The sequence below is a fragment of the Pseudoalteromonas luteoviolacea NCIMB 1942 genome (genome assembly GCF_001625595.1).
GTDB classification, from domain to species: domain Bacteria; phylum Pseudomonadota; class Gammaproteobacteria; order Enterobacterales; family Alteromonadaceae; genus Pseudoalteromonas; species Pseudoalteromonas luteoviolacea_A.
Window position 1 is genome coordinate 19,584 of sequence record NZ_AUXT01000164.1, and the last position, 26,680, is coordinate 46,263.

Here is a 26,680-nt window from a genome sequence, read left to right on the forward strand (position 1 = left end):
TAAGTTGAATGAAAAATAATCTATAACGAATCTTTGACACCTAGGAGGCCGTTTGCAGCAAAATTTTGCCGGGCTTTTTTCAGAAAAAGTGCTCATTGCAATTGTTAATGCTTTACATGGGCACTTTGCAGGTTTTGTAGCGCTGCTATTGTGTGCAGTTTTACTTGTTTGGTCCTTTAAGCGCGTAGGTTTGCCGCCGATTTTAGCCTATTTACTAACTGGGCTAGTAGCGAGTGGTTATGGGTGGATGGACAACAGTCATGAGATCCATTTAATTGCTGAATTGGGAATCGTATTTTTGTTGTTCAGTCTTGGTTTGGAATTCTCTATTCCCAAGCTCATGGCAATGCGCAGTGTGGTTTTTGGCCTCGGCAGTACACAGGTTATTCTCACTATTTTTTTAGTTACCATTATTTTATTCAAGGTGGGGCACGCTTGGTCTGAATCATTGATCATTGCTTGCATTGTTGCGCTTTCTTCAACTGCGGTAGTCGTGAAAATAATGAAAGAAAACGGCATGTTGAACCTTCGCAAAGGGCAACTCGCTATTGGGGTGCTGTTATTTCAAGACATTGCCGTAGTTCCTATGCTGATTATCTTCCCTTTGATGGCACAAACCGACAATCAAGTTTTAGTTGGGGCACTGATATTGGCACTCGCAAAGGGTGCATTTGTATGTATGTTGTTATGGGCTATTGGAAAATGGGTGCTACCTAAAGTATTTAATGAAGTCGCGCTTGCTAGGACTGATGAGCTTTTTGTATTGACGACTTTGGTTGTTGCTTTGTGTGCTGGGGCACTTACTTACGCTTTTGGGCTGTCCATGGCACTGGGAGCGTTTTTAGCGGGCATGATGTTGGGAGAAAGCCAATACCGCCATCAATTGGAGGCAGAAATAAGGCCATTTAGAGATATTTTGATGGGGTTATTCTTTGTGACTGTTGGCATGCAGTTAGATGTTGGTTATGTAATCAATTCATTTTTTTATATCTTAGGAGCAATGGCTCTGCTGCTGGTGACCAAACTAGTCATTGTTTATGTTAGTGCTCAGCTTATGGGTGAGCGGAAAAAAGATGCGTTTGCTTCAGGGGTGATGCTATGGCAAATGGGAGAATTTGGTTTCGTACTGGTGGCACTGGCAGGCAAGCATCACTTACTTGAACCTAATGTGGCTTCTTTTTTACTGGCATTAGGTGTTATTTCAATGGCGTTAACGCCCTATTTAATTGGCCAGACAGATCGATTGTTGGCATTGTTTAAACTAGACACTGAGCACAAATCAGATATCTCAAATTCAGGATTTAAAGATCCGACGATAAAAGATCATGTGGTGATTTTTGGTTACGCGCGGGTAGGGCAAACAATTGCCCGCTTTTTGAAACCTGAGGCGATCCCCTACGTGGCCATTGAGCGCAACCCGATTATTGTGCAAGAGGCGCAGACGGCAGGTGAGCCCGTCATATTTGGTCACGCGGCGCAAAAAGCTATTTTGAAATCAGCGTGTGTAAGTAAAGCGCGGTTAGTGATTGTGACGATGGATGACTTTGAGCAAAGCCAAATAGTGATAGACGCGATAAAACACTTTGCACCAGAGGTTAAAATTTTGGTGCGTATGCAAGACGATACGCATTTAGAAGACTTGAAGCAGCTTGGCGTCACCGAAGTGGTTCCAGAGTCTCTAGAGGCCAGCCTCATGTTAGTGTCGCATGTTTTGTATATGTCGGGCGTCCCTATGAGACGTATATTTAAACGAGTGAGTAAGGAAAGGCAAAATCGCTATGAGTATCTGCATGGGTTCTTCACTGGAAACAGTCATGAATTGCATGAGTATGGTAATAGCCAGTCTAGCTTTGTGTCTGACCGCTTAGAATACTTGCATGCCATTGCGCTTCCTGAGGACGCTTATGCGGTGGATAAGACGATTTCCGAGCTGCAACTTGTTCGGCACAAAGTTGTAGTAAAAGCATTGCGACGAGATGGGACAGAGATCTCCATGCCAGATGAAGGCATTATGTTGATGGCAAGCGATGTTTTATTACTCAAGGGCAAACCGCGAAGGGTAGAGCGGGCGGAGCAATTCATTCTTGATGGTTTACCTTAATCTATTTCTAAAAAAGCACGTATTTCATCGAGCCTAGCTAAACCGTCTTCATAGCCAATTTTAATAAGCTCTTGTGTGTAACTCTTCTCAAAAAGCAGGTAACTGGTCAAACTGGATTGAGAGTGTTTCTTAACCCCGATTGTTCGTAGCAACAATTTGACGGCAATGGGTAAGTCATCATAAAAATCGAGCGCGAGTTCATTGAAGTTCATTGATGGGTTAACCACTAAAGTATCAACACGTTTTAGCTCTTTGTGTTTTTCTTTGGCTGGCAATAAGCTAACTGTGCGATTTACACGCTCAAGCCGTTCAAGATCTGACTGTAGGGTATCACTAAAAATACTATCTAACAGATGGCCTGCAACAACTGACATACCTGGAAAATGTGCTTCATACCCCAGTGGGGTATGAGCTTTAGGCTGCTCAACACCAATAATAAATATTTTGCTGGCACCTAGGTGGATAGATGGACTTAGCGGAGAAAGCTGGTGAATTGAGCCATCACCATAGTAGTTATGCTTTACCCGTACACTCGGGAATACCATTGGGATGGCACTGGAAGCCATTAAGTGGTCGAGTGTAAGGTGTGTTTGTACGCCTTCGCGTTTGGCTCGTTGCCACGGTTTTGCATCTTTGGCTTGATAAAAAGCCACTGATTTACCGCTAGAGTAACTCGATACAGTGACAGAAAGCGCATCTAAAAATCCGCGGTGAATATTTCGGTCGATACGAGCCAAGTCTAGTACTTCTGCAAGTAGGTGACGCAGTGGTGTGTTATCCAAAAGACTCGCGGGTGGATGATTAATGTAATCTGCCTGAAAGCTGCGCATCACATTATTGAACAAGTGCCCAAATGCACCAAGCAAGGAACTTTTATATACCATGTCGGTATGAAAACTCTTCCATATCCATTCTATTTTTCTTATCGCTAAATGCATGTTGGAAGAGTAACACGCAAGGCCAGTCGAATTGATAGCACCGGCTGAGGTCCCATTTATAATTTTAAAAGGGAGGGGCGCGCTGCGTGGCAAGCTCAGGGCAATTGCTTTGAGTACACCGACTTGATATGCGGCCCTAGCACCACCACCAGTTAATAGGAGAGCGATGTGTGGCTGGCCAATTTTACTCTGTGCCTTATTCATACACGTCCTTTCATTTACTAAGCAGAAATCGTAACAAAAAATAACCCGCTTACTTATACTATACTCAATTTAAGACAAAAGTGTATTTTGCATCTTTTATAAATATCAGCCAGTTACAAAAACTCGCCCATACAGTGCCGTGTGAAAACGTGTTGTACATTTGTTTGTTTTTGTTGGTTTGGCTCTTGTTTGCTCAGATGTTCATGTAATTGTCAGCAAAGAGATGCGAGTTTGAGATAAACTCTCATTAATGCGCGTTAACGCAGATGAGATATCTTTTAGTTTGTGTTTTAATTGCATCGTGCAGCGAGGAATTTTTGGCTGCCAAGTTATTTAAGCGAATTTTACGGAGTCTCCATGTCAGAGCACAGTTCAGCAGAGCCAAGGACAAATAAAAAGCCTTCTAACAGTCAACTTCTTGTGGCGGCTATTGCCGCAGTTGCATTAATTATTGTTGCTGTATTTGTATTAGCGAACAAAGAAAGTAAGCCCGCAGAGAATACAAAATTTCGACAGGATGTCGTAGTGCCTGAAGAAACCCCTAAAACGGTGGTCAATACGGCCCGCACCGAGTCTACACCACAGCAAGAAGAGGTTGTTGTTGACGAAAGCACAAATCAAGTTGAGCCCTCAGAGCCTGTTGTCGAAGAGCCAGTGGTAAACGCACAGCCTGAGGCAAGACCCGTTGAGCCAGTAGAGCTAGTTTTACCGACTTTAGATGACAGTGATACAAGTGTACGAGACAGCGTGGCAAGCTACCTCAGCAAACAAGCAATGGAGCTGCTAGTGACTGAAGACATGGTTAGGCGCAGCGTGGTATTTATCGACAACCTAGCACAGGGTAAGATTGCTAAGAAACACTTCCCTGTGAGCAAGCCAGCTGACAACTTCATGGTAATTGAAGACGATATTATTGTGACAGATCCTAATAGCTTTGAGCGCTACACACCTTATGTAAATATGCTTAATTCAATGAGCACAGCACAGTTAGTACGCCTATATGAGCAGTATAAGCCGCTTATCAGCGAAGCGTATGAGGAAATCGGCTACAACGGCAGTGAGTTTGATTACACACTACAAGAAGCACTGGGTGAGTTGCTTGAAACGCCTATTCCTGAATCTAGCCTACCACTTATACAAGAGTCAGTTACTTATAAGTACGCATACGCTGAGTGGGAGCAGTTGTCTGATGCACAAAAGTTATTTTTGCGTATGGGGCCTGAGAACATGAAAAAAGCCAAGAAGCGCCTGCAGGCATTCCAGCGCGCTTTGGTCAACTAGTACAAATTTAATACCCAATTAATCAAAAGCTTGCTCCATTGCTTAAACAAACAGCAAACGAGCAAGCTTTTTTAGTTTTCGCTTGCATCCCCGTAAGAAAATCGCCATAATTCAACCCGCGCCAAACAAGGCCCTCAATGGTGGTCTTATTGGTCCTCTCGCAACAATAGTTCGTGAACCTGGTCAGGTCCGGAAGGAAGCAGCCACAGCGGATGACTTGTGTGCCGGGATGTGGCTGGTAAGACTACCACCCAAAATCTATCTGTTGTTGTTTGAAGCATAAGTCTGCAAATTTGTAGTATAACCCCGCATAAAAATTGAAATATAACCCTGCATAGCCTACTTTTAAATCATCTCACATGTTCGGTGATGGTTATGATCAGGCGTAAACTAAAGCACTCCAGAGTTAAAAACCTCTACAAGTTTGCAAGTCAAAAGAACAAAGCCACTTGCTTAGTAGAATCATCCTTAGAGTTCGATGCATGCTTTCACTTTGAATACTCTCGTGAAATAAAAACCTTTGAAGCACAACCGTTAGGGTTTGAATATGAGTTTGATGGCAGAATTTGTCGTTACACGCCTGATTTTTTGATTACGCATCATGAGAAGCCGCAAAAATATATTGAAGTTAAGCCTTACAGTAAAATCGCAAATCCTGAATTTAGAGCACGTTTTGCGCAAAAGCAGTTAGTTGCCAAAGAACTCATTGGTATTGAGCTCATATTAGTTACTGATAAACAAATTCGTGTTTATCCAACCTTAGATAATTTAAAGTTGCTTCATCGTTACTCTGGCTTTCAGTCATTAACCGACCTTCAGCTTTCCATTATTCAGCTACTTAATCAGTGGCGAAAACTTTCCATTCAAGACTTGGCAATGACCCTAAAAGCCTCCATCGGTGAGGTACTTGCCTCTGTATATCGGTTATTGTCTTTAGGTAGTGTTAATTCAGACTTAAATACAGAGCTTACGTTAGAGTCGGTGATTTGGGCTGATGGAGTTTGAAGACGAGTTTAACTTTGAGGAAACACCGCAAAAGTTAGCGGAAGCTGCCAAGCTCGAAGAGCCTACCCCCCAACCTCGCGATTTAGAGTCATTACCAAAGGAGGTGCAAGATGCAACATTTGCTCGGCTTAAGTATATCAAGTGGCTTAAGCAACGTTTAATCGGAGGTTGGACACAAAAAAACTTAGCGCCACTAATTGCTGAAATGCCCGAATTTGCGGGGCAAGAAAAACCAAAATGGCGCACGGTTGCTGGGTGGCATGCTGACTATATTAAAGGCGAAGAAGACATTCATGCTTTGATCCCAAAGCACCATCGCAAGGGCAACCGCCAAGCACGCACCGATACAGACAAGTTCTTTGAACTTGCCCTAACGCGCTATCTGACTAAAGAGATCCCGAATGCAGCATCAGCACACCGTTTTTATTGCGACCAAATCGTTTTAGAAAATGAGAAAGTGTTAGGTGAGCCACTAAAACCACTCACCTATAAAACGTTTAAAAACCGTATTGATAACTTACCTCAATATGAAGTGATGGTTGAGCGCTATGGTAAACGCTTGGCCGATATTGAATACAACAAAGTGATGAGCCATAAAAGGCCTACAAGAGTGCTTGAACGTGTGGAAATAGACCATACACCACTGGATCTCATTTTATTGGATGATGAGCTAGATGTACCACTGGGAAGACCAACTTTAACTTTGCTTATTGATGTTTATAGTCACTGTGTTGTTGGCTTTTACCTTGGTTTTCAGAGCCCTGGTTATGATGCTGTACGCAGAGCGATAAGTCATGCGATGAAGCCTAAAAGCTATCTTAAAAGTACCTATCCAGAAGTCGTAAATGAATGGCCATGCTGTGGGAAGATAGAAACTTTAGTGGTTGATAATGGTGCCGAATTTTGGTGCCAGTCATTAGAGCTTGCGTGTGAAGAGGTTGGAATAAATATTAGCTACAACCCAGTAGGAAAACCTTGGCTTAAGCCCTTCGTTGAGCAGTTTTTTAAAACTATTAACGAAATGATGCTGTCGCCATTTCCCGGTAAAACATTCTCAAACATGCTCGCAAGACATGATTATAATCCAAAAAAAGATGCCATATTGCGTTTTGGCACCTTTACAATGTTGTTTCATAAGTGGATTGTTGATGTATATCACAAAACGCCAGATGCAAGGTTTCGATATATTCCCTATGAAGACTGGAACAAAGGGTTTGCTGCACTGCCTCCTGCTCAGCTAACAGAACAAGATACAGACAAGCTTGATGTTGTTATGTGCATGGCGAAAGAGAAAACATTGCGCAAGGGAGGAATTAAGAATCTACATATTAACTATGACAGTGACGAACTATCTTCATATCGCAAGCGATACAGTCCCAAAAAGAGCATAAAGGTTAAAGTAAAAATAAACCCAGATGACCTGTCGTATGTATATGTCTACCTAGATGCGTTAGAGCACTATATAAAAGTGCCAAGCATTGACTCAGAGGGTTACACAATGGGTTTGTCGCTGATCAGGCATAAAATCCACCTTAAGTTTCACAGAGACTACATTCAAGGCAAAGTAGATCTACTGGGGCTTGCCAAGGCGCGGCAATTTATTGATGAGCGAGTGAAAGAAGAGGCGCGACAGCTTAAAAATGTAAGGGCAAAAACTAAGGTTACTGGCACCAAAGCAATTGCTAGGGCGCAGGGCATAGATAATACTCAAGTTAAATCTATTGCGGCAATACCTGAGGCAAAGCAAGCAAAACCAAGCCCCGCTGATACAAAGCCTAAAAAAGACGATGATAACTGGGATGATTTTGTCTCAGATCTAGAGGCATTTTAGTTATGCTGACTGAGGCTAAAAAGGCAAAACTCAATCATTTCAAAGCGGTGTTTATTGAATACACCATACCAAAGACCATCATAAATGATTTCGACAAACTACGTTTGCACCATGACCTTGTAGGTGAAAAGCCGTGTATGATGCTAAGTGGTGATACTGGCTGTGGTAAATCTGCGTTGATTAAACATTACTATTATAATAACCCACCGCACTTTGCTGATGGTCGGCGCAAAGTCCCTGTACTGTTGAGCCGCATACCGAGTAACCCTTCAATTGAATCAACCTTAAAGCAGTTGCTGCACGACCTTGGACAGTTTGGTGCTAAATCTAGCAAACGACTTAAACATGGCAATGAGATAGCGCTGGCTGAAAGTTTAGTTGAGCAACTAAAACGCTCAGGTACGGAGCTAATTATTATTGATGAGTTTCAAGAGCTTGTTGAAAACAACCTAGGTAAAAAGCGCCGAGACATCGCGAACCAGTTTAAATACATCAATGAAAAAGCAGGGATCTCCATTGTACTAGTCGGTATGCCTTGGATAGACCAAATAGCCGATGAGCCTCAGTGGTCATCACGTATTTTTATTCGTCGCTTTATTCCTTACTTTAAAATCTCAAAAAAAGAAGAACTTCAATTGTTTATTCGTGTGCTTAAAGGGTTTGCAAATCGACTGCCATTTTCAGACAAGCCCCGTTTTGAGGATTTGGATATTGCATTATCGCTTTTTGCCATTTCAAATGGCTGCCTTAGAAAGCTGAAAAACTTCTTAGACTCAGCGCTTACCGAAGCGCTAATAAGTGACGCTGTAACGCTCAACAAGCAATGTTTAAGTTCTGCGTTTAAGGCATGGCGGCCAGAGCTCGACAATGTATTTGAGATGAGTGTTAATGAAATTCAAGGCTGTGAGGTAGAACAGTATTCCATGTTTAAACCCGATGGGCCTCAAGATGAAGACCCATTTATAGATACCCAGTTTTGTAAGAAAGTGCCGTTGGTGCAGTTGTTGAAGAAGTGAATATGTTTTTATTTGCTCTCTTTTGGCTGATCCCCTTTTAAAACAGTAAAAAGAACCGTTTTTATATAATAATTATATATTTAAGACCTTTGGCGTTTTATGAAAATTTTGTTAAGTTATGTTTATGAATGTGTTTTTGGATCTTGAATGAATTCTTTTGATTACGAACGTCATGTTTTAGCTCTAGATAATATTCAATTAGAACAATTGGTTAGGAAGTGGGTTGATTGCCAGATTGAGCGGGAATATGTTTCTGCAATGAGATATGGAGGAGCTGGTGACCTCGGCCGTGATGTTGTAGGGTTTTATTCATTTGAAAGGCATGAAGGGAGGTGGGACAATTATCAATGTAAGCAATATGTCAGGAGTTTACCGACAGATCAGGGAATGTTGGAATTAGGTAAAATATTATATTTCGCCCATATGGGAAAATTTACGCTACCAGAAAATTACTTTTTTGTTGCTCCAAAAGGCATTAATAAAAACCTGAAAAGTTGGATACAAAACCCGAGTCAATTGAAAGCACAGTTAATTACAACGTGGGATATGTATTGCAAGTCTAATATAATCAAAAATGATAACGTGCCCTTGACTAGTGATTTGGAAGTATTAATAAACTCATATGACTTTTCAAAGGTGCAGATTATAGACTTGGATAAAATCCTATTAGATCAATCTTTCAAACACATCCTCGTCGATGAATTTGGTGGCGAGTTACCAAGTGCTCCAACTTGTACAGTGCCTTCAAAAGTTCATGAAAATGAGTTCGTATATGTAAGCCAAATATTGGGCGTATACAGTGATTATGATAAAAGAACTTATGCTTCATCTAGTGACCTCTCAGGCCATACTGATTTTGAAGAAGACTTTATGGAACAAAGAGAGCGCTTTTATAGTGCGGAAGCCTTTAGAGCTTTTTATAGAGATAACACTGTAAATGATGTGTTACTTCAATTTGAAAATGAGGTTTTTAAAGGTATCCGACCTATGTTCCGAATCAGGAATACAGGTGCGTTTGAACGTATGTGTAATGTCCTTGTTGAGGCGGGCAAATTACAACCTTCAGGCAAGTTAGCCATTCATGGTAAAATTGATGTAAAACAAGGGTATTGTCATCAGTTTGTTAATGAGAAACGGCTGAAATGGAGATTCACGGATGAGTGAAAGACCTATATTCAACAGTGCGTTGGAAGCAGGGGTTAGAGCTGTTAGTTTTTTGAATACATTCTTCCCTAAAAATTTAGATTTTGAACAGTTAATTAAGGTAGATTATATCCTTGTTAATTCATCCGATTTTGGTGGGCCACAAAGCCTCCACCCACAAACGCCAAATCGAATTGGCGAATTGAATTCTCGCAGAAAAACTGTTCGCTCTGGAGTTGATCTCATGAAGCGTTTTGGACTTATAGATTTAAAACTCACAGATACGGGTGTGTATTATTTCGCAAGCGAAGAGGCTGAGCCTTTTTTAGAGCTTATGAAAGCAAACTACTCATTAGAAATTAAAGATAGATCTAAATGGCTGGCAAAAGAAGTTAATAATTATGGATTTGAACGCTTAGATCGAGAGTTGAACAATAGGTGAGTTGAATGGATACTGGGTTGAGAATAAAAAAGATTATATTTATTGGTGACGAAAATACATCGTCCGTGAATTTTGCCAATCAAGTTCATTTTGTTCATGGTGCATCTAATACTGGTAAATCGCTTTTGATAGAAGCGATAGATTATATGCTCGGTAAAAAAGACTTGAGACAAGTGCAGCCCCAAAGTAGTTTCTATAACGAGATCTCAATGCAGATTTTATTAGATGAAGAGGCATTTACTTTATTTAGGAAATGGCCGTCCGATACTTTTGAAGTATACAGTGGGCATATAGACAGAAAAGATGATGCCAACTTCTATAGCTTCTTTCGCAGTAATACTACTACAGCTAAAGTAAAAAATATTAGTGATTTTTACTTTCAGAATTTAAGTCGACCAAATTTGTTAGCAAACCTCTGGGGAGAAAAGTCACAACTTACTATAAGGTTGCTTTCAAGAATTATCCTATCTGGAGAGCAAAAGATTATAAGCACAGACTCTCCAATAGTGGCTGGCGATACTAGTGAAAACAGTAAAAATAAATATGTATTCAAATATATATTAACCGGTACAGACGATTCCGAGGTAAAAACTATAACTCGAGGAAAGGAGTTTGTTAGCGAAAAGAAAGGCCAAGTGCAAGTTTTAGAAGAAGTTATTGAGTCTTTAAAGCAAGATTTGAATTTTCCTGATGAAAGTAATGATTCTTTATCTGTTCGCACGCACCGGCTAGAAGATACAATAGAAAAATTTAAAAATCGTATAAATAGCGCTCAGGAGCGGCTATCAGATAAAGTCGCTGAGAAGAAATTTGCTGGGCAAGAGCTGATGGAACACTCTGAACGATTGAACTCAATACATGCGAACTTAATCAATTTTGAGACATTAAAAAGCTTGTATATTAATGATATGGATAGGTTGGATTCTCAAGAAGAAGCTGCTTTTCTTTTGAGCATAAATCCCGTTAGGGAATGTGAATATTGTGGTAAAGCATCAAAGGCTATTATTGATGATTTGCACGATATTAATATGTTAGCTAAAGCATCAAGTGCAGAGGTAAATAAGATTAAATCTAAGCTCTATGCTCTTAATGAGACAACAAGTGACCTTGAGCGTCAGTCGAATTCTTTGAGCAATAAAGTAAAAGAATTAAAAGTCAGGCTAGAGTTCTTGGATAATGAAGTTGAGAGGTGTACGCCACAACTTAATATTGAAGGTGATGGTTTATCGGAGTTGAGGAAAGAACGATCTACGATTCAAGCAGATTTGAAGTTACGTGAACGTATAAACGGTTTTCAAAAAAGGCTTCAAGATGCAGATCTTTCAAAAGCACCAAAACAGTATAAATCTGAGGACTTTTATCCAAGCTCAAAAGCGGTTCATAGCTTCTGTGAAATATATAGTCGCATACTTAAATCAATAAACTTTCCAGGGTTGCACAAAGTAGAGTTTGATCCTAAGAAATTTGATGTAATTATCGATGGGTCTCCAAGAGACTCTAACGGTAAGGGTGTTAGAGCGATACTGCATTCAGTATTTAAAGTTGCTTTGTTAATGCACTGTAGACTAAATAATCTTTATCACCCAGGAATAGTTATTTTAGACTCACCATTAGTTACATACAGAGACCCTCTCTCGAGTAAACATGGAGACTTAGACAAAGATGAAAGAGAACTGGTTAAAACGAGAATTAGTTACTACTTCTTGAAATTTATCGAAAGCATAAGCGATATAGGTCAATTTATTGTAGTTGAGAATATTGATCTACCAGAATTTTTAAGTGGTAGTATTAGTGTTGATACATTCTACGGAGAAAATGCGACAACCCAGCAAAGAGCAGGGCTGCTTTAAGAAGAAATTCTCAATTTTTTATTTAACTTTTTGATTGATAATTACTTTTTTAGGAAGTGCATGGGTGCCAGTTATCCGAAGGGCTGCACATGTATTCTCAGATTGTAGTTGCGACTCAACTCTATTTTATTGGAGTAAATAGCACCTTTAGCGGTGAAATAATTTAACGTGCTATATATTATTTCTATTGGGTCCATAAGTCTTTTGACTTCGCCGAGCACTCCTACGGCATCAGCTAAATTACGAAGCTCATGATACTCGTTAGTCAATGGGTACTTAGCAACGAGTTTTTTAAAAACCCAATTTGGGTTTATTGGGCTTCCAATATTTGTTTGGTCAACTATCTCCGCTATTTCGGCTAGTAGTAATATATGCCAACGACCAAAACACCAAAGCTGGTATTGTGCCCCGAAGCTATTAGATAGTGATTTATATTTTGGGTAAGCCGTGACATCTAAACTAGGTGAAAGAACATTCTTGTTTTTACGTAACCAACTTTGCCATTGTGTATAATCTTCATATGAGTAACCGGACCTAGCATGATTAGCGTAATAGCTAGCTGCTAATTCAATTCTATCTTTCACGTCATGTTTGCTGAACTCTTGCAGCTGTAGCTTAATCGCTTCATGTTCTGCCCAGTCATTTCGGTGTTCATCAGTCGGTACGGATAGCCACTTATAGTCGAACGCAAGCTCATTAGGCTTGGCCCAGATAGCTTTTTCATGAGTCTTCAGCTTTATTCTGGGTTTTTTAGAAGTTAAGCTGAATATTATGCTGAATTCTCTCGTTTCGTTGTTCTTTTTTATCAGATCACAGTTAGCTCTTACATAGGTCTTTGCTATCTTAGAGATTCGAATATTTTGGACTCTCGCGAACTTACCCTCATAAGGGACTGCTTTTAAGGTAAAACGTTGTCCATTGATGGAAGCTTTAAACATATATGAATAGCTTGGAAGCTTAATATGGCCGTGTAACTCAGCCGTTTTTAGGCTGTTTTCAATTGCATGAATAAGTTTATCGCGGCGGTCCTTACGCTCTTGTTCTTCATGTTTTTTTCTTTCTTCAGCGGCTTTGAGTGCTGCGGCAGCTTCTTGCTCTTTTTTGAGACGTTCAGCCCTTCTTTTACGTTCCTCGGCTTCTTTTTGTGCTTCTATTGCTTTAAGCGTCGCTCTTACAAACTCGGTATCGATCCAAGGGTAAATCCACTCAGCAATTGTTTCAGGGTTTAATAAAGCTTCTTCTACCACCTCAAAACTGGTGCCAATGTATGGAGCTAAATCATACTCCATTGACATCAGCCCATTTGATTTGAAAAAGTTTAATTTTTCTTCAGTGCAGGCACTTCTCACTTTAATTTCGATGTAAATAGGGCCAATTTCAGTGAATAAGGCAACATCAATTCTAAATTTATCTAAGCTCAGCTCTAATTCGGCGCTGTTTATTTTGATGCTTTTAGGTGGTTGTATAAATTTTTGATTTTGAATAACAACTTCGTGACTAGGTAGAAGAATTGATGACTGCGCTTTAACAAACCGTTGAGCAAACAGGTGCAGAGCCGTCATACGGCATTCTCTTTTTTCTAATTCCTTAACCTCATGAGCAAAAGAATGTGCTTTTACATGTCCAGCATTACGGGCAATAAGATTGTTTTCGCACTCAGGACATACACAATTACAAGCCTTGCCATTTTTTACATCACTAATATGGACCAACTGTTTATTTTCGTTGAGTGCATATACGAGCATTATTCATTCCTTGTGCCCACTATAATTTGATGAAAAATATAGCAAAAAAAGTATAAGGAAGTATATAAGCTAAAACTAAGTATTCCTTAGTACCAAAGTGGGCGCTATACTAAGAGAATCTTAGCTATTGAAGTTAGTAGCTAAGGTACTCATGGAATCACCAACGCCCTTACGCCTAAAAGAAGCCAGAAAAGCTGCTGGTTACACCCAGCAGAAGCTTGGTCTTGCTTTAGGTATGGAGCCCAACACGGCCAGCGCAAGAATGAACCAGTACGAAAAAGGTAAGCATGCACCTGACTTTACAACCATGAAGCGTATTGCTGATGAGTTGGGGGTGCCTGTGGCTTATTTTTATTGTGAAGAAGATGATTTGGCTGAATTAATTTGTGTGTGGAATAATGTTGAACAAGCTGAGCGTGTTAAGTTGCTTGATATTTTTAAGCGTACGGTACTAGAGTCAAAGTCTGAGACGGACAAATAAAAAACTACAACAATGAGAGTTATTTATTGGTGAATAATGGCACCTCAGATCTATATATTAAACGTACGCTTACCAGTGACTCAAATACGTACACTGAGGATGAGTTAGTTAAAGCAGCTGATTACATCGTCGTATTAGCAGAGCCTGGTGCGGGTAAAACTGAGCTATTAAAAAGCTTGGCCAACCAATTAAAAGTAAAACGTGTTTCAGCAAATAGACTGGTGAATTCGCAGCAAGTTCACTGTGAAGAGGTTCTCGTCATTGATGCGTTTGATGAACTTGCACAAACTAAACACAGCGGTATCTACCAGCTTTTAGATAAAATCGACGAACTCAAGCCTAAAAAATTGGTAATCTCCAGTCGTTCTAGTGAATGGGGTGATGGACATCAACACGCATTTGAAGAGTATTTTGAATCTCAGCCTTTGGTAGTGAGGCTAAGTGAATTTAATGAGGCAGAACAACAGCTACTCTTCTACTCATACTTGCCAAACGAGAGTTTTGCAGCGTTTTATGATGAGGTCCAACGCTTTAATCTAGGTGTACTGTTACCGAACCCTCAGTTTCTAAGCATGTTTGCCAATGCGTACATCGAAAGTAATCGAAAGTTTGCAAACAAAAAGTCGATTTTTGAAAAAGCCGTTGAACGTCTTGCTAAAGAGTCTAGGCCATCAATAAATAACCATTTGGTATCAAGTTTACCTCTTTCTAAAAAAATTAGTATTACGAGTGAAATCTTTGCTGGCATTTTACTTTCAGGTTCTGAAGGTATAAGTGTGAGTGGCCACGCTGAGGAAAAGCTATTCCCTAATATTAACTCTTTGCATGCGCATCAAGAGAACATTAAACACATTATCGATTCAAAGTTGTTTAAGCCCTCAGACAATATGGATCAGCACATGCCAGTACATAAGGTGATTTCAGAATATTGTGCTGCAAGGCATCTTGTTCAAAAAATTACTGATGATCATGAACCGCTGACTCTGAGAGTATGTTTGAGTGTTATTGCTGCTAACGGATATGTTAGAGATGAGCTTAGGGGAATGGTTGGGTGGATGGCAACTTTGGGGAGTCAGTCCATACAAAGAGAGCTTATTGAACTCGATCCATATGCTATTTTGGCTAATGGAGATCCCTCACAACTTGCACCATCATCGAAAAGATACCTTTTAACTAGGCTACAGCAGGTGGAAGCTAGAGATCCATATTTTAGAAGAAGTGATTTTTGGCGACAGTTTAGCACCGTAGACTTCTTTGATATTGGGATGGCGGAACATTTAAGACCCTTGTTAAAGTCAAATAGTGGCGGGGATTTAAGAGACCTTGTTCTTGAAATTATCAAAAACTCGACAGTTGTTGATTTATTGACCTCTGAACTTACTAAGATAGTACTAGATTCTGATGAAGATTTGAATTCAAAATCACTTGCTATTCGGTGCCTATGTTCCTCTCCTAACTTTGATTACATGAGTTTATTTGAAAGGCTAATAACTGCGAAGGGGCATTCGCAATTGGAGGTTATCGTAAAAGGGATTTCAGTTGTTGGAGTTAAAGCAATTAGCTTTGATTTTTTATTGCGTTACCTTAAAGCTTGTGCGCAGTCATATCCTACAGATAGAGAAAAGCCTTTTATTAGTTTCACACATGCGAGCCGTTATTATATCCAATTGTTTATTAAGTCATTTGAACGAGAAACAACTGAAAGATTGCTTGATTCATTAACACAAGGCTTAGCATGTAATTGCGGCAAAGAATTCTATGAGTGTTATTGCAGAGAAGGTGTCAGTAAGATTGTAGGTCGATTGCTCGATCACTACTTCGAGGTAACTAACCCACCATATGACCCAAAACGAATTTGGAGTTGGGTCAAAGACTTAAATTTTCACGCTAATTGTTTCGTGAATGAGTCGCAGTCAGTCAAGGCTCTAAAGGAGCTCACAGATTTGCGAAGAAGTATTTTTATCTATTTGTTTGAACCATTGGCGAGTGCTAAGGAATGCTACGCACTTCAGAGTAAATTGGATTCGCAGTCAGGCTTACACTCAGGGTTGCATTTATATGCAGAGGATGTGGACTTTTTAATTGATCATGCATTTGAAACGAACAATGCAGAGCTATGGTCGATTTTTATTGTTCGGCACCATTTTCGATGGAAAAAAGATAAGCGAAGAGACGATAATTTTCGGCAAAAAATGCGTAGGCAAGCTAATGAAAATACTAAGTTTATGGCAAAGTGGGCTGAGAGTAAAAGAGCTGAGCAACAGTTTAAGCGAGATGTTAGAAAGCGTAACGGTAAGTCGGAGAGAAAGCATGGAGCATATGAAAAACGTAAAAATGCAGAGCGTTTAAAAACAATTAAATACATTGCTGATAATCAAGAGCTGATTGCGAGCGGTCAACATTTTAGATTGTTATGGAACTTTGCATATTATTTTCTTAATGAGCCAAATCAAATACAAATTGAATTTGGTAACGAGCAAGTGGTTCACAATTCGATTCGGAATTGTCTTGCTTCACTTGCCCCACACATTCCACCTCTAAAAAAGCTTGCAGCAACGTCGGTTAGATTTAATCTTGAGATAGTCTTATATGCTTTTTGTATTCAAACAGTGAGAGAGCAAGGTTGTTTAGACTCTATTCCTAATCAGGTACTTACTACCGTAAGAACGGACTTGAGCATGCATCATAGTGCAGTATCCGATAAAGAAAGGGAATATTTAAAGAGAGAAATTGATAGGTTATTATTTCCTGATTTACCGTCAAAAGAGGCATATTTACGTGATTATATCGAGCCTCAACTTCGAGATTTTAAGCGTGAGCATCCAGAAATAGAAGTACTGCGACATGATGATACATTCAGCGAGTTCAGAGCATCTTTACCTTTTAAGTGGTTAAGCTGTTATATAGACCAAAGTATTTATACACAGGATATATTGTTTGACTTAGTGGCTCAGCACGGAAACCGAATTGAGTTGAATCAACTAATTTTCAGTCGCAGTACCGATTGGGCAGCGCGTCAAAACTCATCTAAATTGACTGACAATGAGCTTGAGCAATGTAAATTTTGGTATGTGAGGGCATTTTTCTTTCTAGAAATTAATGTTGTGAAACCCTTTTTTGATGCACTAGTTACGGATAAAGATTCTATCTTTCTATTTAAAAGCATTTCTGGAAGTTTGAGTCGCCGGTTTGATGATGGTTGGCCAATGCTAACAAGCGACAAAGTGTATGAGCTTTTTAATGCATTTTTTGAAAGTTGGCCCAAAGTACCCTTACCAAGTGGTTGGGGCTCTGATAGCCCAAAAGAAGAAAAAGCTTATCGCTATCTCGTTGACTCTCTCAGGTGTATAAGTGCTGATTCGCATACTAGGGCCTTGGACTTTATTGAAAAGTTTCTAAAAGATGAACGTTTTGCAGATTTGCATCAAAGTTTGAAAAATATGCAAGTATATCATTTACGCAACAAGGCTCTGCTGGAATTTACACCGCCAACGCCAGAAAATGTTGTGAACGTCTTAAGTAAATGTGATGTGGTTACTGTTGAGGGGCTAAGAAAACTGGTATTACACGAACTTAAATGCTATCAAAAAGATATTAATGGTGGTGAGTACAATACCGCAAACCGGTTTTACAAAACAATCTCAAGCGATACAGTTGTGCACCATGATGAGGTACGTTGTGTAGAGATTATTGCAGAGTACTTGAAACCAAGACTTGAAAAACACAATATCAACCTTGAAACTGAGGACCAAACTAAAGATCAAAATAGAATTGATTTATCCGCTTCAAAAATGATAAACGGCCAGAGAAAGTTATTGGTGATTGAGGCCAAAGGCCAATGGCACAAAGAAATATACACTGCAATCAACACTCAATTAGTGGAACGCTACACAATTCACCCAGACGCCTGTGAGCAAGGAATATATGTTGTGATATGGTTTGGACCAAATGAAAAAGTTGCGGGTTTAAAACGTCATAATATTAATTCAAGTCAAGAGCTAAAAGATGAGCTTACCAAGTCGCTATCCGAGAACTTAAAGACATTTATCGATATTTTTGTGTTGGATGTTAGTAAATCAAGCAAATAGTTACTGTGTAACAATCAGGAAAAAATAATAAAGCGATGAAGCAACTAGAGATTTTAGACGAAGAGCATATGTCTTGGCTCTTATTTCGATGTGGTGATGAGCACTTTATATCTGTTATAGCTGGAACGGTCGGGGTTTTTACATTAGAAGTTAAGTTATCAAATACAGAAGCCTCTATTTACGCAAGAAATGGTAAAAAATATATCGATGAGCTCGCGGATAGTATTCGGTACAATCCTAAGCACTTTGAAAGCCGATGTATTAAAGGGTTTAGACAGGCATATGATGTTCAATCAGCATTGATAGAGTGGCGAGAACACAAGTAACTTATTTTCTTAATTAAAGTGACATTTCAACTTGCAATAAATAAGTATTCAGCTAAACCTAAACTAAGGATTCCTTAGGTTAGGTTTGAAATGCAACTCCTTTCTCAAACAACTCCATACCCTGATGAAACCATTGAAAGCTATTTGCTTCGTTTGTCTCAAGACAATGGCTATCTTGGTTTTGCTGATATGGCCGATATTTTGTGGGATTGGCTGGTAACGCAAGATCATGAGCTTGAGGGAGCTTTTCCAAACGAGCTGCAATCGGTTGATGTGTATAAGGCATCGCAGTCGAGTAACTTCCGTGTTCGGGCATTGCGGTTGGTTGCGCAGTTAGCAGGGGTTGAAGCGTCTGAGCTGCTTAACTTATGTTGGCTTCGCAGTAATACACAGTTTGGCGCTATCACGGCGGTTTCTCGTGGTGGATTATTGGTGCCTCGTCAGTTGCTTCGCAAGTCTAGCATTCCTGTTTGCACCGAATGTTTAAAGCAAGAAGCGTATATACCTTATCTTTGGCACTTAAGAGCCTATAAAGTTTGTCATAAGCATAGTCAGCAGTTAACTAGAATATGTGAGCAATGTAATGCTGAAATTGATTACAGAGTGTCTGAGGCGTTTTTAGAGTGTGAGTGTGGTACTGCAATCAAGCCAGGACCAAAGGCGAGTCAAGCAGACTTGAGGCTGGCAAGTGCCCTGACTAGTAATGCTGACGCAAAACTTGTTGGGCTTATGACTTGGCTTAGCCAATGGCAATCAATCAGCTATGATGACGATGAGTTTAGCGAGCTGTTTGTTAGTTACTTTTCTAACTGGCCCCGTGGATTTGAGGGTGAACTAAGTAACACCGCCGAACTTGCAAAAGTAAAACAGCTTAGGCCGTTTAATCACACCCCATTTAATGATGTATTCGGTAGCTTGCTTAAAGACAGCAAACTGGCGTGCGCTGGCTCGCAAGGCTACAACATGGTGCAGTTGGCCATCATTGCATTTTTAGCCAAGCTCGTTGAGCAAAACCCAAAGAAAAAACACCCAAACTTAGGTGATCTACTACTCTCTATGCTCGATGCCGCCGTAATTCTTGGTACAAGTACCGAGCAAGTGTTTAGGTTATACGAAGAGGGCTTTTTAGCAGCTGCTCAGCCACCTAAAAAGAATGCGTTTTTAAATCCGAGCGATAATGTATTTTACCTCAGACAGATTATTGAATTACAACAGTCTTTTGCACCAAACATACCTAATAACCAACAACAATTTGTACCACCATGGTGATCAATGGAACTGCACACACTACTTCAAAATACCCCAAGTAAAGAGCTTACCCAAACGCTACGAGCTGCATTTGCACCATACTCTGAATATATTGATATTACAGGGAGTGAGCCTCAAGCGTTGGTGATTTTAATTAATCTCACTTACAAGCGAAAAGACATTAAAGACTTAACGAGTGTGAGTGCCGCCAAAGCCGCACTGCGTGATGAAAAACACCTTAAAACCTGTATTGATGAAGTTAAGTGGTATCACACTCATAATTTAAAATACCCTGATATTCGAGTTAGCCACCAAAGGCTATTGGCGCAAGTAGTTGATGATGGGCTTAAGGTAGTCAGTAGTAGAAGCTACCCAACGCAATTTGGCTGGTCGCACGACAGCGCTAAAATCAATCATGCTAAGTTGTTTTTAACAGGCTTTGTTTGGCGTGGTGAATATGTGAGTTTGGCTCAGCTGCTTGTAAAACAAGAGAGTTTTTGGGTAGCACAGTTTAGAGCGCTAGGGTTACTAAAAAGGGATGTTATAGCAGTGTGTGAGCAAATAGCCGCGCAGCTCCCCTGTGAAGATGTACCTGAGAAAATTAGTAATTACACCCCTCAGTTGCTTATTCCAATAGAGCATGACTACTTGAGTGTATCGCCCGTTGTGAGCCATGCCGTTTTAGCTGCGATGCAAGTGGCAACGCGCAGCGGTTTGCTTAAACGCGGGATCATTGAACACAATCGACCTGCAAATGTGGGAGAGCTGCCAAGCGCACTGGGAGGCAGAATGAACGTGCTTAAGTACTTTGCTAAAACTTACAGTGCGACAACCGTTAACAACTACTACAGCCAAGACGAGCAACGGCTTTTTAATGTGTCGGCATTAAATAGTAAAACAGTGAGTGAGGCTTTGCTGGTGCTATCAAAGTCAAAGCCGTTTAATACGCTTAGGCAAAAGCGCTTAGCACGTATTGCTGCAACTAAGGCGTTACGAACAGCACTTTATGGATGGTTAGAAAAACTCATAAAGTTGGCGCAAAGCGAAGCGATAAATGACTCAGACTCTGAGCTAGTAAAGCTTTTAGCCACGCAAGAATACAAACAATTAGAGCTTGCTTTAAGCCAAGAGCTCAACAAGCAAATGAGCGGGCTTAAATACTTAAAACGTTATGCTTATCACCCAGAACTAATGCCTAGTTTAAAAACGCAACTTAGCTATGTGCTATCGCATCAAAATAATCAAGAGGACGAGTTTGAGGTGGAGCATATTCAGTACGTGCATTGTCAGAATTTACGTGTCTACAACGCCGAGGCAATGCCGAACCCTTACCTTATGGGTATGCCTTCAATCACCGCGCTTGAAGGTTTGGGGCATCAATTTCAACGCAAGCTGCAAAAGCTGTTAGGCGGTGGCATACATGTGATTGGTGTGGCTGCGTATGTTCGCTCTTATCAATTGCACAACAATAAGCAGTTGCCAGAGCCTAATAAACTCAAAAAAGACGGTCAAAAGCGTGTGCCACTGCGTTCGGCAATTATGCAAATACCTAAGTGTGATATATGTTTTGATTTGGTATTTAGGGTGCAAACTGACAATCAAGCTGTTGCTCACGACTTGTCTGAAAACTTGCTAAAAGCAGCATTTCCATCGCGCTATGCGGGTGGGACGCTTCATCCGCCATCGTTATATGATCAAGTTGATTGGTGCCAAGTTTATGCAAAGCCACTGGCATTGTATGAGCGTATCCGCTCGCTGCCTAAAGGTGGTTCGTGGCTATATCCCACATTGGTTGAAGTGAGCAGTTTTGAAGAATTGGCTGAGCAGTTAGCGCTGCGGCCCACTATGCGATCAGCGGCACTGGGTTACTTAGCCCTTGAAGAACCACAGTCAAGGCAAGGCTCAATCACGAAGTTACATTGCTATGTTGAACCTGTTATTGGGTTGCTTGAATGTGTAGATGCGGTCACAGTTCGGCTATCTGGTGCTCGGCATTTTTTTAATCACGGGTTTTGGGCCATGCATTGCAAAAAAGCATCTATGCTTATGAAAAAAGCCAAGTTTGAGTACGACTAATGAAACTCCCGCGCCAGCTCTCATACACCCGCTCACTCTCGCCAGGTAAGGCGGTATTTTTTTATAAAACACCTGAAAGCGATTTTGAACCACTACAAATTGAACGACAAAAAATTCGTGGACAAAAGTCAGGCTTCGCCGAAGCCTATAAAAATGAAGCCACACCCAAAGAGCTAGCGCCACAAGACTTGGCCTTTGGTAACCCGCACACCATAGAGCTTTGCTACGTACCACCTACGGTACAGCAACTCTATTGCCGGTTTTCGCTCAGAGTCGAAGCAAATAGCCTAGAGCCTAACGTATGTGGTGAGCCAAAAGTAAGTTACTGGCTTACACGGTTTATGAGCACCTATAAGCAACATGGTGGCTTTGGGGAGTTGGCAAAACGCTATGCCAAAAACATTCTTATGTGTGAGTGGCTATGGCGAAACAAAACATCACCCAATGTGGACTTAGAGATAGTTGGAGAAGGATTTGACCCTATCAGCCTCACCAAAGCGAACCGTTTACGCTGGGATGGTAAATGGAGCGAGGCTGAAGATGCGTTGCATACACTCACAGAAGTGATCCAAACAGGGCTAGAAGACCCATATAGCTTTTGCTTTTTAGAAGTAACCGCCAAGCTCGACACCTACTTTGGGCAAGAGATTTACCCAAGCCAGTCATTTGCAGAAAACGATGACGTAGCAAGAACCTACGCTTACACCCAAGTAGCGGGTAAAGACGCAGCCTGCTTTCATTCTCAAAAGGTGGGGGCGGCCATTCAAATGATTGATGACTGGTACGATGAAGACGCAAGTAAGCGGTTAAGAATTCACGAATACGGCGCAGATTACAAAAACGTGATTGCCAGACGTGCACCAAGCAACAGTTTAGACTTTTATTCACTGCTAAAAAAAGTGGCGCTATATGTAAAAGAAATGGAGCAAAACGGCCTAAAAAACCAAGAGCAAGCCAGCCATATTCACTATATAGCAGCCGTTTTAATCAAAGGCGGGTTATTCCAAAGGACCAAAGAATGAGCCGAGCTTATTTTACCATTACTTACCTACCAGAAAATTGTGATGTAACCCTATTAGCAGGCCGCTGCATTGGCATATTGCACGGTTTTATGAACAAGCGAAGCAGCAACATTGGTGTAAGCTTCCCTGAATGGACCGACAAACACTTAGGTAATCAGATAGCTTTTGTAAGTGAAGATAAAGCCGCACTTAAAAACCTAAGTCAGCAAAACTACTTTGAAATGATGGCCCACGACAAACTATTTGAAATGTCAGCTATAAAGCCAGTACCAGTCGATGCCCCTGAAGTACAGATTATCCGCGACCAAAGCTTAGGTAAATTGTTTATGGGTGAAAAGCGCCGCCGAATGGAACGCGCAAAACGCAGAGCCGAAGCACGTGGTGAGGAGTACATTCCACAGTACGTGCCGAACGATACAGAGATTAGCACATTTCATAAAATTCCCATTGCCAGCAAAAGCAATCAAAACGACTTTGTACTGCATCTAAGGTTAGAGCCAACAAATTCAATACAAAACACGTATAACAGCTATGGCTTTGCAACAAACAAAGAATACAAAGGCAGTGTACCGTTGTTAACCTTTTAAATCTCAATAGCTTTAGGAGTGTTGTATATCAGAGAGTTACGAGCCGTCGGTAAAACAAAGGTTATTCGTTAAAAGTTAGGATAATCGTATGGAACTTATGAAGTTTTAAGCTAATTTTAATAGTGTTCTGCCGCATAGGCAGCTGGAAATTTGCTTTGAATATGACGCTTGGAGAAGCTGCGGTGTTCTGCCGCATAGGCAGCTGGAAATCAACCCAGTAGCGAAAGACCCCATACCAACCGGTGTTCTGCCGCATAGGCAGCTGGAAATGAAATAAAGTATCAGCGCCATTGTCTTTGCTCGTGTTCTGCCGCATAGGCAGCTGGAAATTGAGTAGTCGAAAAGCGATAAGATTGTTTTTTGTGACCTGCCGCATAGGCAGCTGAAATTAGGCCTGGAAGTAAACAACTACATCGTATGACATAAAACTGCCGAAAAGGCAGAGGCCAATTCAAAAGCCCCAGAATTTACTGGGGCTTTTTGTTCTAGTAACATATATTTTACTTTTCAGGTTGACGGAGATTAGACTAAAAGGGTTAACTAGGACAGGTATCAGTTACTATCAACAAGCCATTAATATTAGGGAAGATATGTCATCAATTAGCAACACAATAGAGTATTTCAAAGACGACTTCTCCAAAGGTTTGTTCCCACTAGATACAAACAAAATAGTGATCACGAATAATGCTAATGCGATCAGTGATTATGTCTACCAGCAAGTGCTTAACTCAAGCTCTACTAAAGAGCATTTTCTTCCTCAAGCAAGGTGTCATGCTGCGAAGCATGGTTTGCATCTAAGACGAACTTTTAAGCTTGACCCTGTTGCAGAATTTTACATTTACGATCTGGTATACAGGAATAAATCGTCATTTAGGAAAGATTTTTCTGAAAATAGATTAAGTTTTGGGCATCGCTTTCAAGATGGAAAACCTATCCCTTTAAGCACCGCTTATCGTAAATTTAAGAGGGCGGTATCTAAGGCTAACAGTGAGTTTGAATATGGCTTAAAACTCGATATAGCCTCGTATTTTAACTCAATTTATCATCATGACTTAGTCAAGTGGTTTGATAATGGTCGAGATCAGTCTGATGTAGAAGGTATAGGCCAGTTTTTGAGGGAAATAAATTCTGGTCGTAGCGTAGATTGTCTCCCTCAAGGAATCCACCCATGTAAGGTGATCGGCGCTGAGTTTTTGAAATTCATTGATAACTCTAGGCTTTTGAAATCAGAGCTGACATTACGGTTTATGGATGATATTTATATTTTTTCCGACGCAGAAAAAATGATACAGCATGACTTTTTATTGATTCAGCACTTAGCAGGTGAAAAGGGGTTAAGCTTCAATAATTCAAAAACTAAACAGGGTAAAGTCGCGTTGTCAGATGTAGATGAGCAAATTGAAGAAGTGAGAAAGCAGTTGCTGCATGTTCGAACGGAATTAGTTGAAACCTACAATGGAGAAGAAGAGGTTGAAATTGAGGAAGAGCTTACACTCGCGCCCGAACAAGAAGAATATCTCTACTCCTTACTCCACACTCCTGACTTAGAGGAAATGGATGCTGAACTGATACTCACATTCATGAGCGAAAAAGGTGAGGATGTTCTTGAGTACTTGACAGTTTTCTTTGAAAAATTTCCTAACTTAAGTAAAAAAGTATTTTATTTCTGTAAGAACATCGATGACAAAAGTGGCTTAGCTCAGGTTATGGAGAGTCATTTAGACAACTCTGAAGTGGTCACTGAGGAGCAATTATTTTGGTTCGGAAAAATTGCAGAAGAACATTTGTCGGAAACCCCCGAGATAGGTTCGATTTTAATAAAGTTACTCGAACATAACTACGCTAGCGATATATCAAAAAGTAAAGTGTTAGAGTCTGCCGAGCAAAGGTTTGGACTGCCTGATATACGAGAACAATACTTACGTTTAGGAAGAGCCGATTGGCTAGCATGGTCTTCAGCGGTGGGCACCAGAGGGATGAGTCGCAACAATAGGAATCACTTGTTAAAGTATTTTAGCAATGTTTCCCAAATGAATTTTCTAGTTGCATCTTCTGTAAGGGAGCTTCCTTGATTATTAAAAGATATTTGTGAATAAGGATGAAAATGGAAGCAATTATTTTTCATGAAAGGCTTTACGAATTTAAAAAAGTCGAGTCACTTTTAGTGGATGCAAAAGTATTAATGAATCCCTATGCAATAGAGTCTGAAGAAACGTACAAACTTGAAAATTATCTTTTAAATCCAGGACAGAGAGTGAGTTGCTTGTTAGATAGGAACATCGTTTCTTACCTTATAGATCTCGCTAAAGGTATACAACTTTCTGATAATTTCGAGCAAAGTCGGTGTCATAGGCTAGCAGCTGGACTCCAAGCTTTTTTCAATGCGGCTAAAATTACATCAGAACCGGGGCTTTCTTATCATGAATATATAGAGAGAACCTCTGTGAAAGCTGCTGATTTGGATCTTAGTTATTTTCGCTCGGCTGATAATATTGACGCAAATTACTATCTTGATATTTGTTTGAATAAGATATCAAGCATTCCCAAAACCATAGTCCCAACGTTTGAAAGTGGTGAGCTGATAAGCTTCGATGAGTCGTATCGAGTCAAAGGTTTTGAATTTAATATTGTGGTTATCAAGAAAGCATTATGTATCCGTGCACAATGTAAAAATGACTACGAAGCTGTGGTTATGTTGCTAGATTGGATGTTTGAAGAGTATGTGTTCTGTGCTCCAGGGTTTTACTTCATGGCTATTTATTTCAGTCACAAGAGAATTCCGAAAATGTTGAAGTCCCAATCGGTGTTAGATGTGAGAAATGCGGCATGGGATTTGGCTTTACTCCAACAGTGGATAAGTCTAGCTAATAATGATACTGGGCAGGCGTGGTATTTAGCAACTATGGATAAAGCTATAAGAGAAGTCGCCAATTTGATGCTGATTAAATCAACGGAGACAGAAAAAGACTACTTCGAGCGGCTTCAATATGAATTTTCACTCATGTGGGGGAAAAAGTTTGGAGGTGGTAGAAAGTTGTTTAAACGGCTTACTTTTTGGATGGAAAATCCAGAACATCCTCAAAGAAAAGCCTACCGTTCAAAAAATAATGACAATGAGTATATGCTTACCTTAAGAACCTCTGTAGATGAAGAGTATAAAAGATTAGCGACTCCTTAAGTACAGTTTATAGTCAAATAAACATATTGAAACCCAGGCTCCGTAACTTATAAAGTGAACAAAATGAGAAATTCAGCAGTTATATCAAATTGGTGTATTGAATCGCCCCGGGTTTGCC

19 protein-coding genes, 1 other RNA gene and 1 CRISPR repeat array are annotated in these 26,680 nt (G+C 40.3%); of the genes, 18 read left to right on the forward strand and 2 right to left on the reverse strand.

What is annotated here, in order from left to right; translation table 11 throughout:
* The first annotated feature begins 88 nt into the window (after nucleotides 1-88).
* Entirely contained in the window at nucleotides 89-2,101 is a 2,013-nt protein-coding gene (locus tag N482_RS12790) for a cation:proton antiporter (RefSeq protein ID WP_231100862.1), read from the forward strand.
* On the opposite strand, the gene N482_RS12795 is transcribed toward N482_RS12790, so the two are convergent.
* A complete protein-coding gene (locus N482_RS12795) occupies nucleotides 2,098-3,243 on the reverse strand; it encodes a patatin-like phospholipase family protein (protein WP_063377404.1) in 1,146 nt (381 codons plus the stop codon). The genes N482_RS12790 and N482_RS12795 overlap by 4 nt on opposite strands.
* A 357-nt stretch (nucleotides 3,244-3,600) precedes the next feature.
* On the opposite strand from N482_RS12795, the gene N482_RS12800 reads away from it, so the two are divergent.
* The 8 genes from N482_RS12800 to N482_RS12835 all read left to right on the forward strand — a co-directional run bounded on the left by N482_RS12800 (nucleotide 3,601) and on the right by N482_RS12835 (nucleotide 11,811).
* Entirely contained in the window at nucleotides 3,601-4,524 is a 924-nt protein-coding gene (locus N482_RS12800) for a DUF3014 domain-containing protein (RefSeq protein WP_063377405.1), read from the forward strand.
* Nucleotides 4,525-4,671: 147 nt separating this feature from the next.
* Nucleotides 4,672-4,768: signal recognition particle sRNA small type (gene ffs / locus N482_RS12805), an RNA gene on the forward strand.
* Nucleotides 4,769-4,899: 131 nt separating this feature from the next.
* The gene (locus tag N482_RS12810; protein ID WP_063377406.1) at nucleotides 4,900-5,529 is read left to right on the forward strand and encodes a TnsA endonuclease N-terminal domain-containing protein; all 630 of its coding nucleotides are present in this window, start codon (nucleotides 4,900-4,902) and stop codon (nucleotides 5,527-5,529) included.
* Nucleotides 5,519-7,360, forward strand: a complete 1,842-nt coding sequence (locus tag N482_RS12815; RefSeq protein WP_063377407.1) for a Mu transposase C-terminal domain-containing protein — start codon at nucleotides 5,519-5,521, stop codon at nucleotides 7,358-7,360. Before N482_RS12810 ends, N482_RS12815 begins: the two co-directional genes overlap by 11 nt.
* Before the next feature lie 2 nt (nucleotides 7,361-7,362).
* Nucleotides 7,363-8,376: a TniB family NTP-binding protein gene (locus N482_RS12820; protein WP_063377408.1), complete on the forward strand. Its 1,014-nt coding sequence runs from the start codon at nucleotides 7,363-7,365 to the stop codon at nucleotides 8,374-8,376.
* 147 nt (nucleotides 8,377-8,523) lie between these two features.
* A complete protein-coding gene (locus N482_RS12825; protein ID WP_063377409.1) occupies nucleotides 8,524-9,540 on the forward strand; it encodes an ABC-three component system protein in 1,017 nt (338 codons plus the stop codon).
* Nucleotides 9,533-9,961 carry an ABC-three component system middle component 2 gene (locus N482_RS12830; protein ID WP_063377410.1) on the forward strand — a complete coding sequence of 143 codons (429 nt, stop codon included), beginning with the start codon at nucleotides 9,533-9,535 and terminating at the stop codon, nucleotides 9,959-9,961. Before N482_RS12825 ends, N482_RS12830 begins: the two co-directional genes overlap by 8 nt.
* A 5-nt stretch (nucleotides 9,962-9,966) precedes the next feature.
* On the forward strand, nucleotides 9,967-11,811 hold the full coding sequence (locus N482_RS12835; RefSeq protein ID WP_063377411.1) for a hypothetical protein: 1,845 nt from the start codon (nucleotides 9,967-9,969) through the stop codon (nucleotides 11,809-11,811).
* 71 nt (nucleotides 11,812-11,882) lie between these two features.
* Here N482_RS12835 and N482_RS12840 read toward each other — a convergent pair whose 3' ends face one another.
* Complete coding sequence (locus N482_RS12840) at nucleotides 11,883-13,556, reverse strand: hypothetical protein (protein WP_063377412.1); 1,674 nt, start codon at nucleotides 13,554-13,556, stop codon at nucleotides 11,883-11,885.
* A gap of 151 nt (nucleotides 13,557-13,707) precedes the next feature.
* On the opposite strand from N482_RS12840, the gene N482_RS12845 reads away from it, so the two are divergent.
* The 9 genes from N482_RS12845 to N482_RS12885 all read left to right on the forward strand — a co-directional run bounded on the left by N482_RS12845 (nucleotide 13,708) and on the right by N482_RS12885 (nucleotide 26,562).
* Complete coding sequence (locus N482_RS12845; RefSeq protein WP_063377413.1) at nucleotides 13,708-14,037, forward strand: helix-turn-helix domain-containing protein; 330 nt, start codon at nucleotides 13,708-13,710, stop codon at nucleotides 14,035-14,037.
* Nucleotides 14,038-14,066: 29 nt separating this feature from the next.
* On the forward strand, nucleotides 14,067-18,125 hold the full coding sequence (locus N482_RS25660; RefSeq protein ID WP_063377414.1) for an NACHT domain-containing protein: 4,059 nt from the start codon (nucleotides 14,067-14,069) through the stop codon (nucleotides 18,123-18,125).
* Nucleotides 18,126-18,160: 35 nt separating this feature from the next.
* Entirely contained in the window at nucleotides 18,161-18,451 is a 291-nt protein-coding gene (locus N482_RS12855) for a hypothetical protein (protein ID WP_063377415.1), read from the forward strand.
* A gap of 90 nt (nucleotides 18,452-18,541) precedes the next feature.
* Entirely contained in the window at nucleotides 18,542-19,720 is a 1,179-nt protein-coding gene (locus N482_RS12860; protein WP_063377416.1) for a TniQ family protein, read from the forward strand.
* 3 nt (nucleotides 19,721-19,723) lie between these two features.
* The gene (locus tag N482_RS12865) at nucleotides 19,724-21,775 is read left to right on the forward strand and encodes a type I-F CRISPR-associated protein Csy2 (RefSeq protein ID WP_063377417.1); all 2,052 of its coding nucleotides are present in this window, start codon (nucleotides 19,724-19,726) and stop codon (nucleotides 21,773-21,775) included.
* Nucleotides 21,775-22,797 (forward strand): type I-F CRISPR-associated protein Csy3, encoded by a 1,023-nt coding sequence (gene csy3 / locus N482_RS12870; RefSeq protein ID WP_063377418.1) that lies wholly within the window; start codon nucleotides 21,775-21,777, stop codon nucleotides 22,795-22,797. The genes N482_RS12865 and csy3 overlap by 1 nt, the downstream gene beginning before the upstream one ends.
* A complete protein-coding gene (cas6f, locus tag N482_RS12875) occupies nucleotides 22,794-23,384 on the forward strand; it encodes a type I-F CRISPR-associated endoribonuclease Cas6/Csy4 (RefSeq protein WP_063377419.1) in 591 nt (196 codons plus the stop codon). Before csy3 ends, cas6f begins: the two co-directional genes overlap by 4 nt.
* A gap of 122 nt (nucleotides 23,385-23,506) precedes the next feature.
* A CRISPR array of direct repeats spans nucleotides 23,507-23,774; the repeat unit is 28 nt; unit sequence GTGTTCTGCCGCATAGGCAGCTGGAAAT.
* Between the two features lie 200 nt (nucleotides 23,775-23,974).
* Nucleotides 23,975-25,456: an antiviral reverse transcriptase Drt5 gene (gene drt5, locus N482_RS12880; protein ID WP_063377420.1), complete on the forward strand. Its 1,482-nt coding sequence runs from the start codon at nucleotides 23,975-23,977 to the stop codon at nucleotides 25,454-25,456.
* A gap of 32 nt (nucleotides 25,457-25,488) precedes the next feature.
* Nucleotides 25,489-26,562, forward strand: a complete 1,074-nt coding sequence (locus N482_RS12885; protein WP_063377421.1) for a hypothetical protein — start codon at nucleotides 25,489-25,491, stop codon at nucleotides 26,560-26,562.
* Nucleotides 26,563-26,680 lie beyond the last annotated feature (118 nt).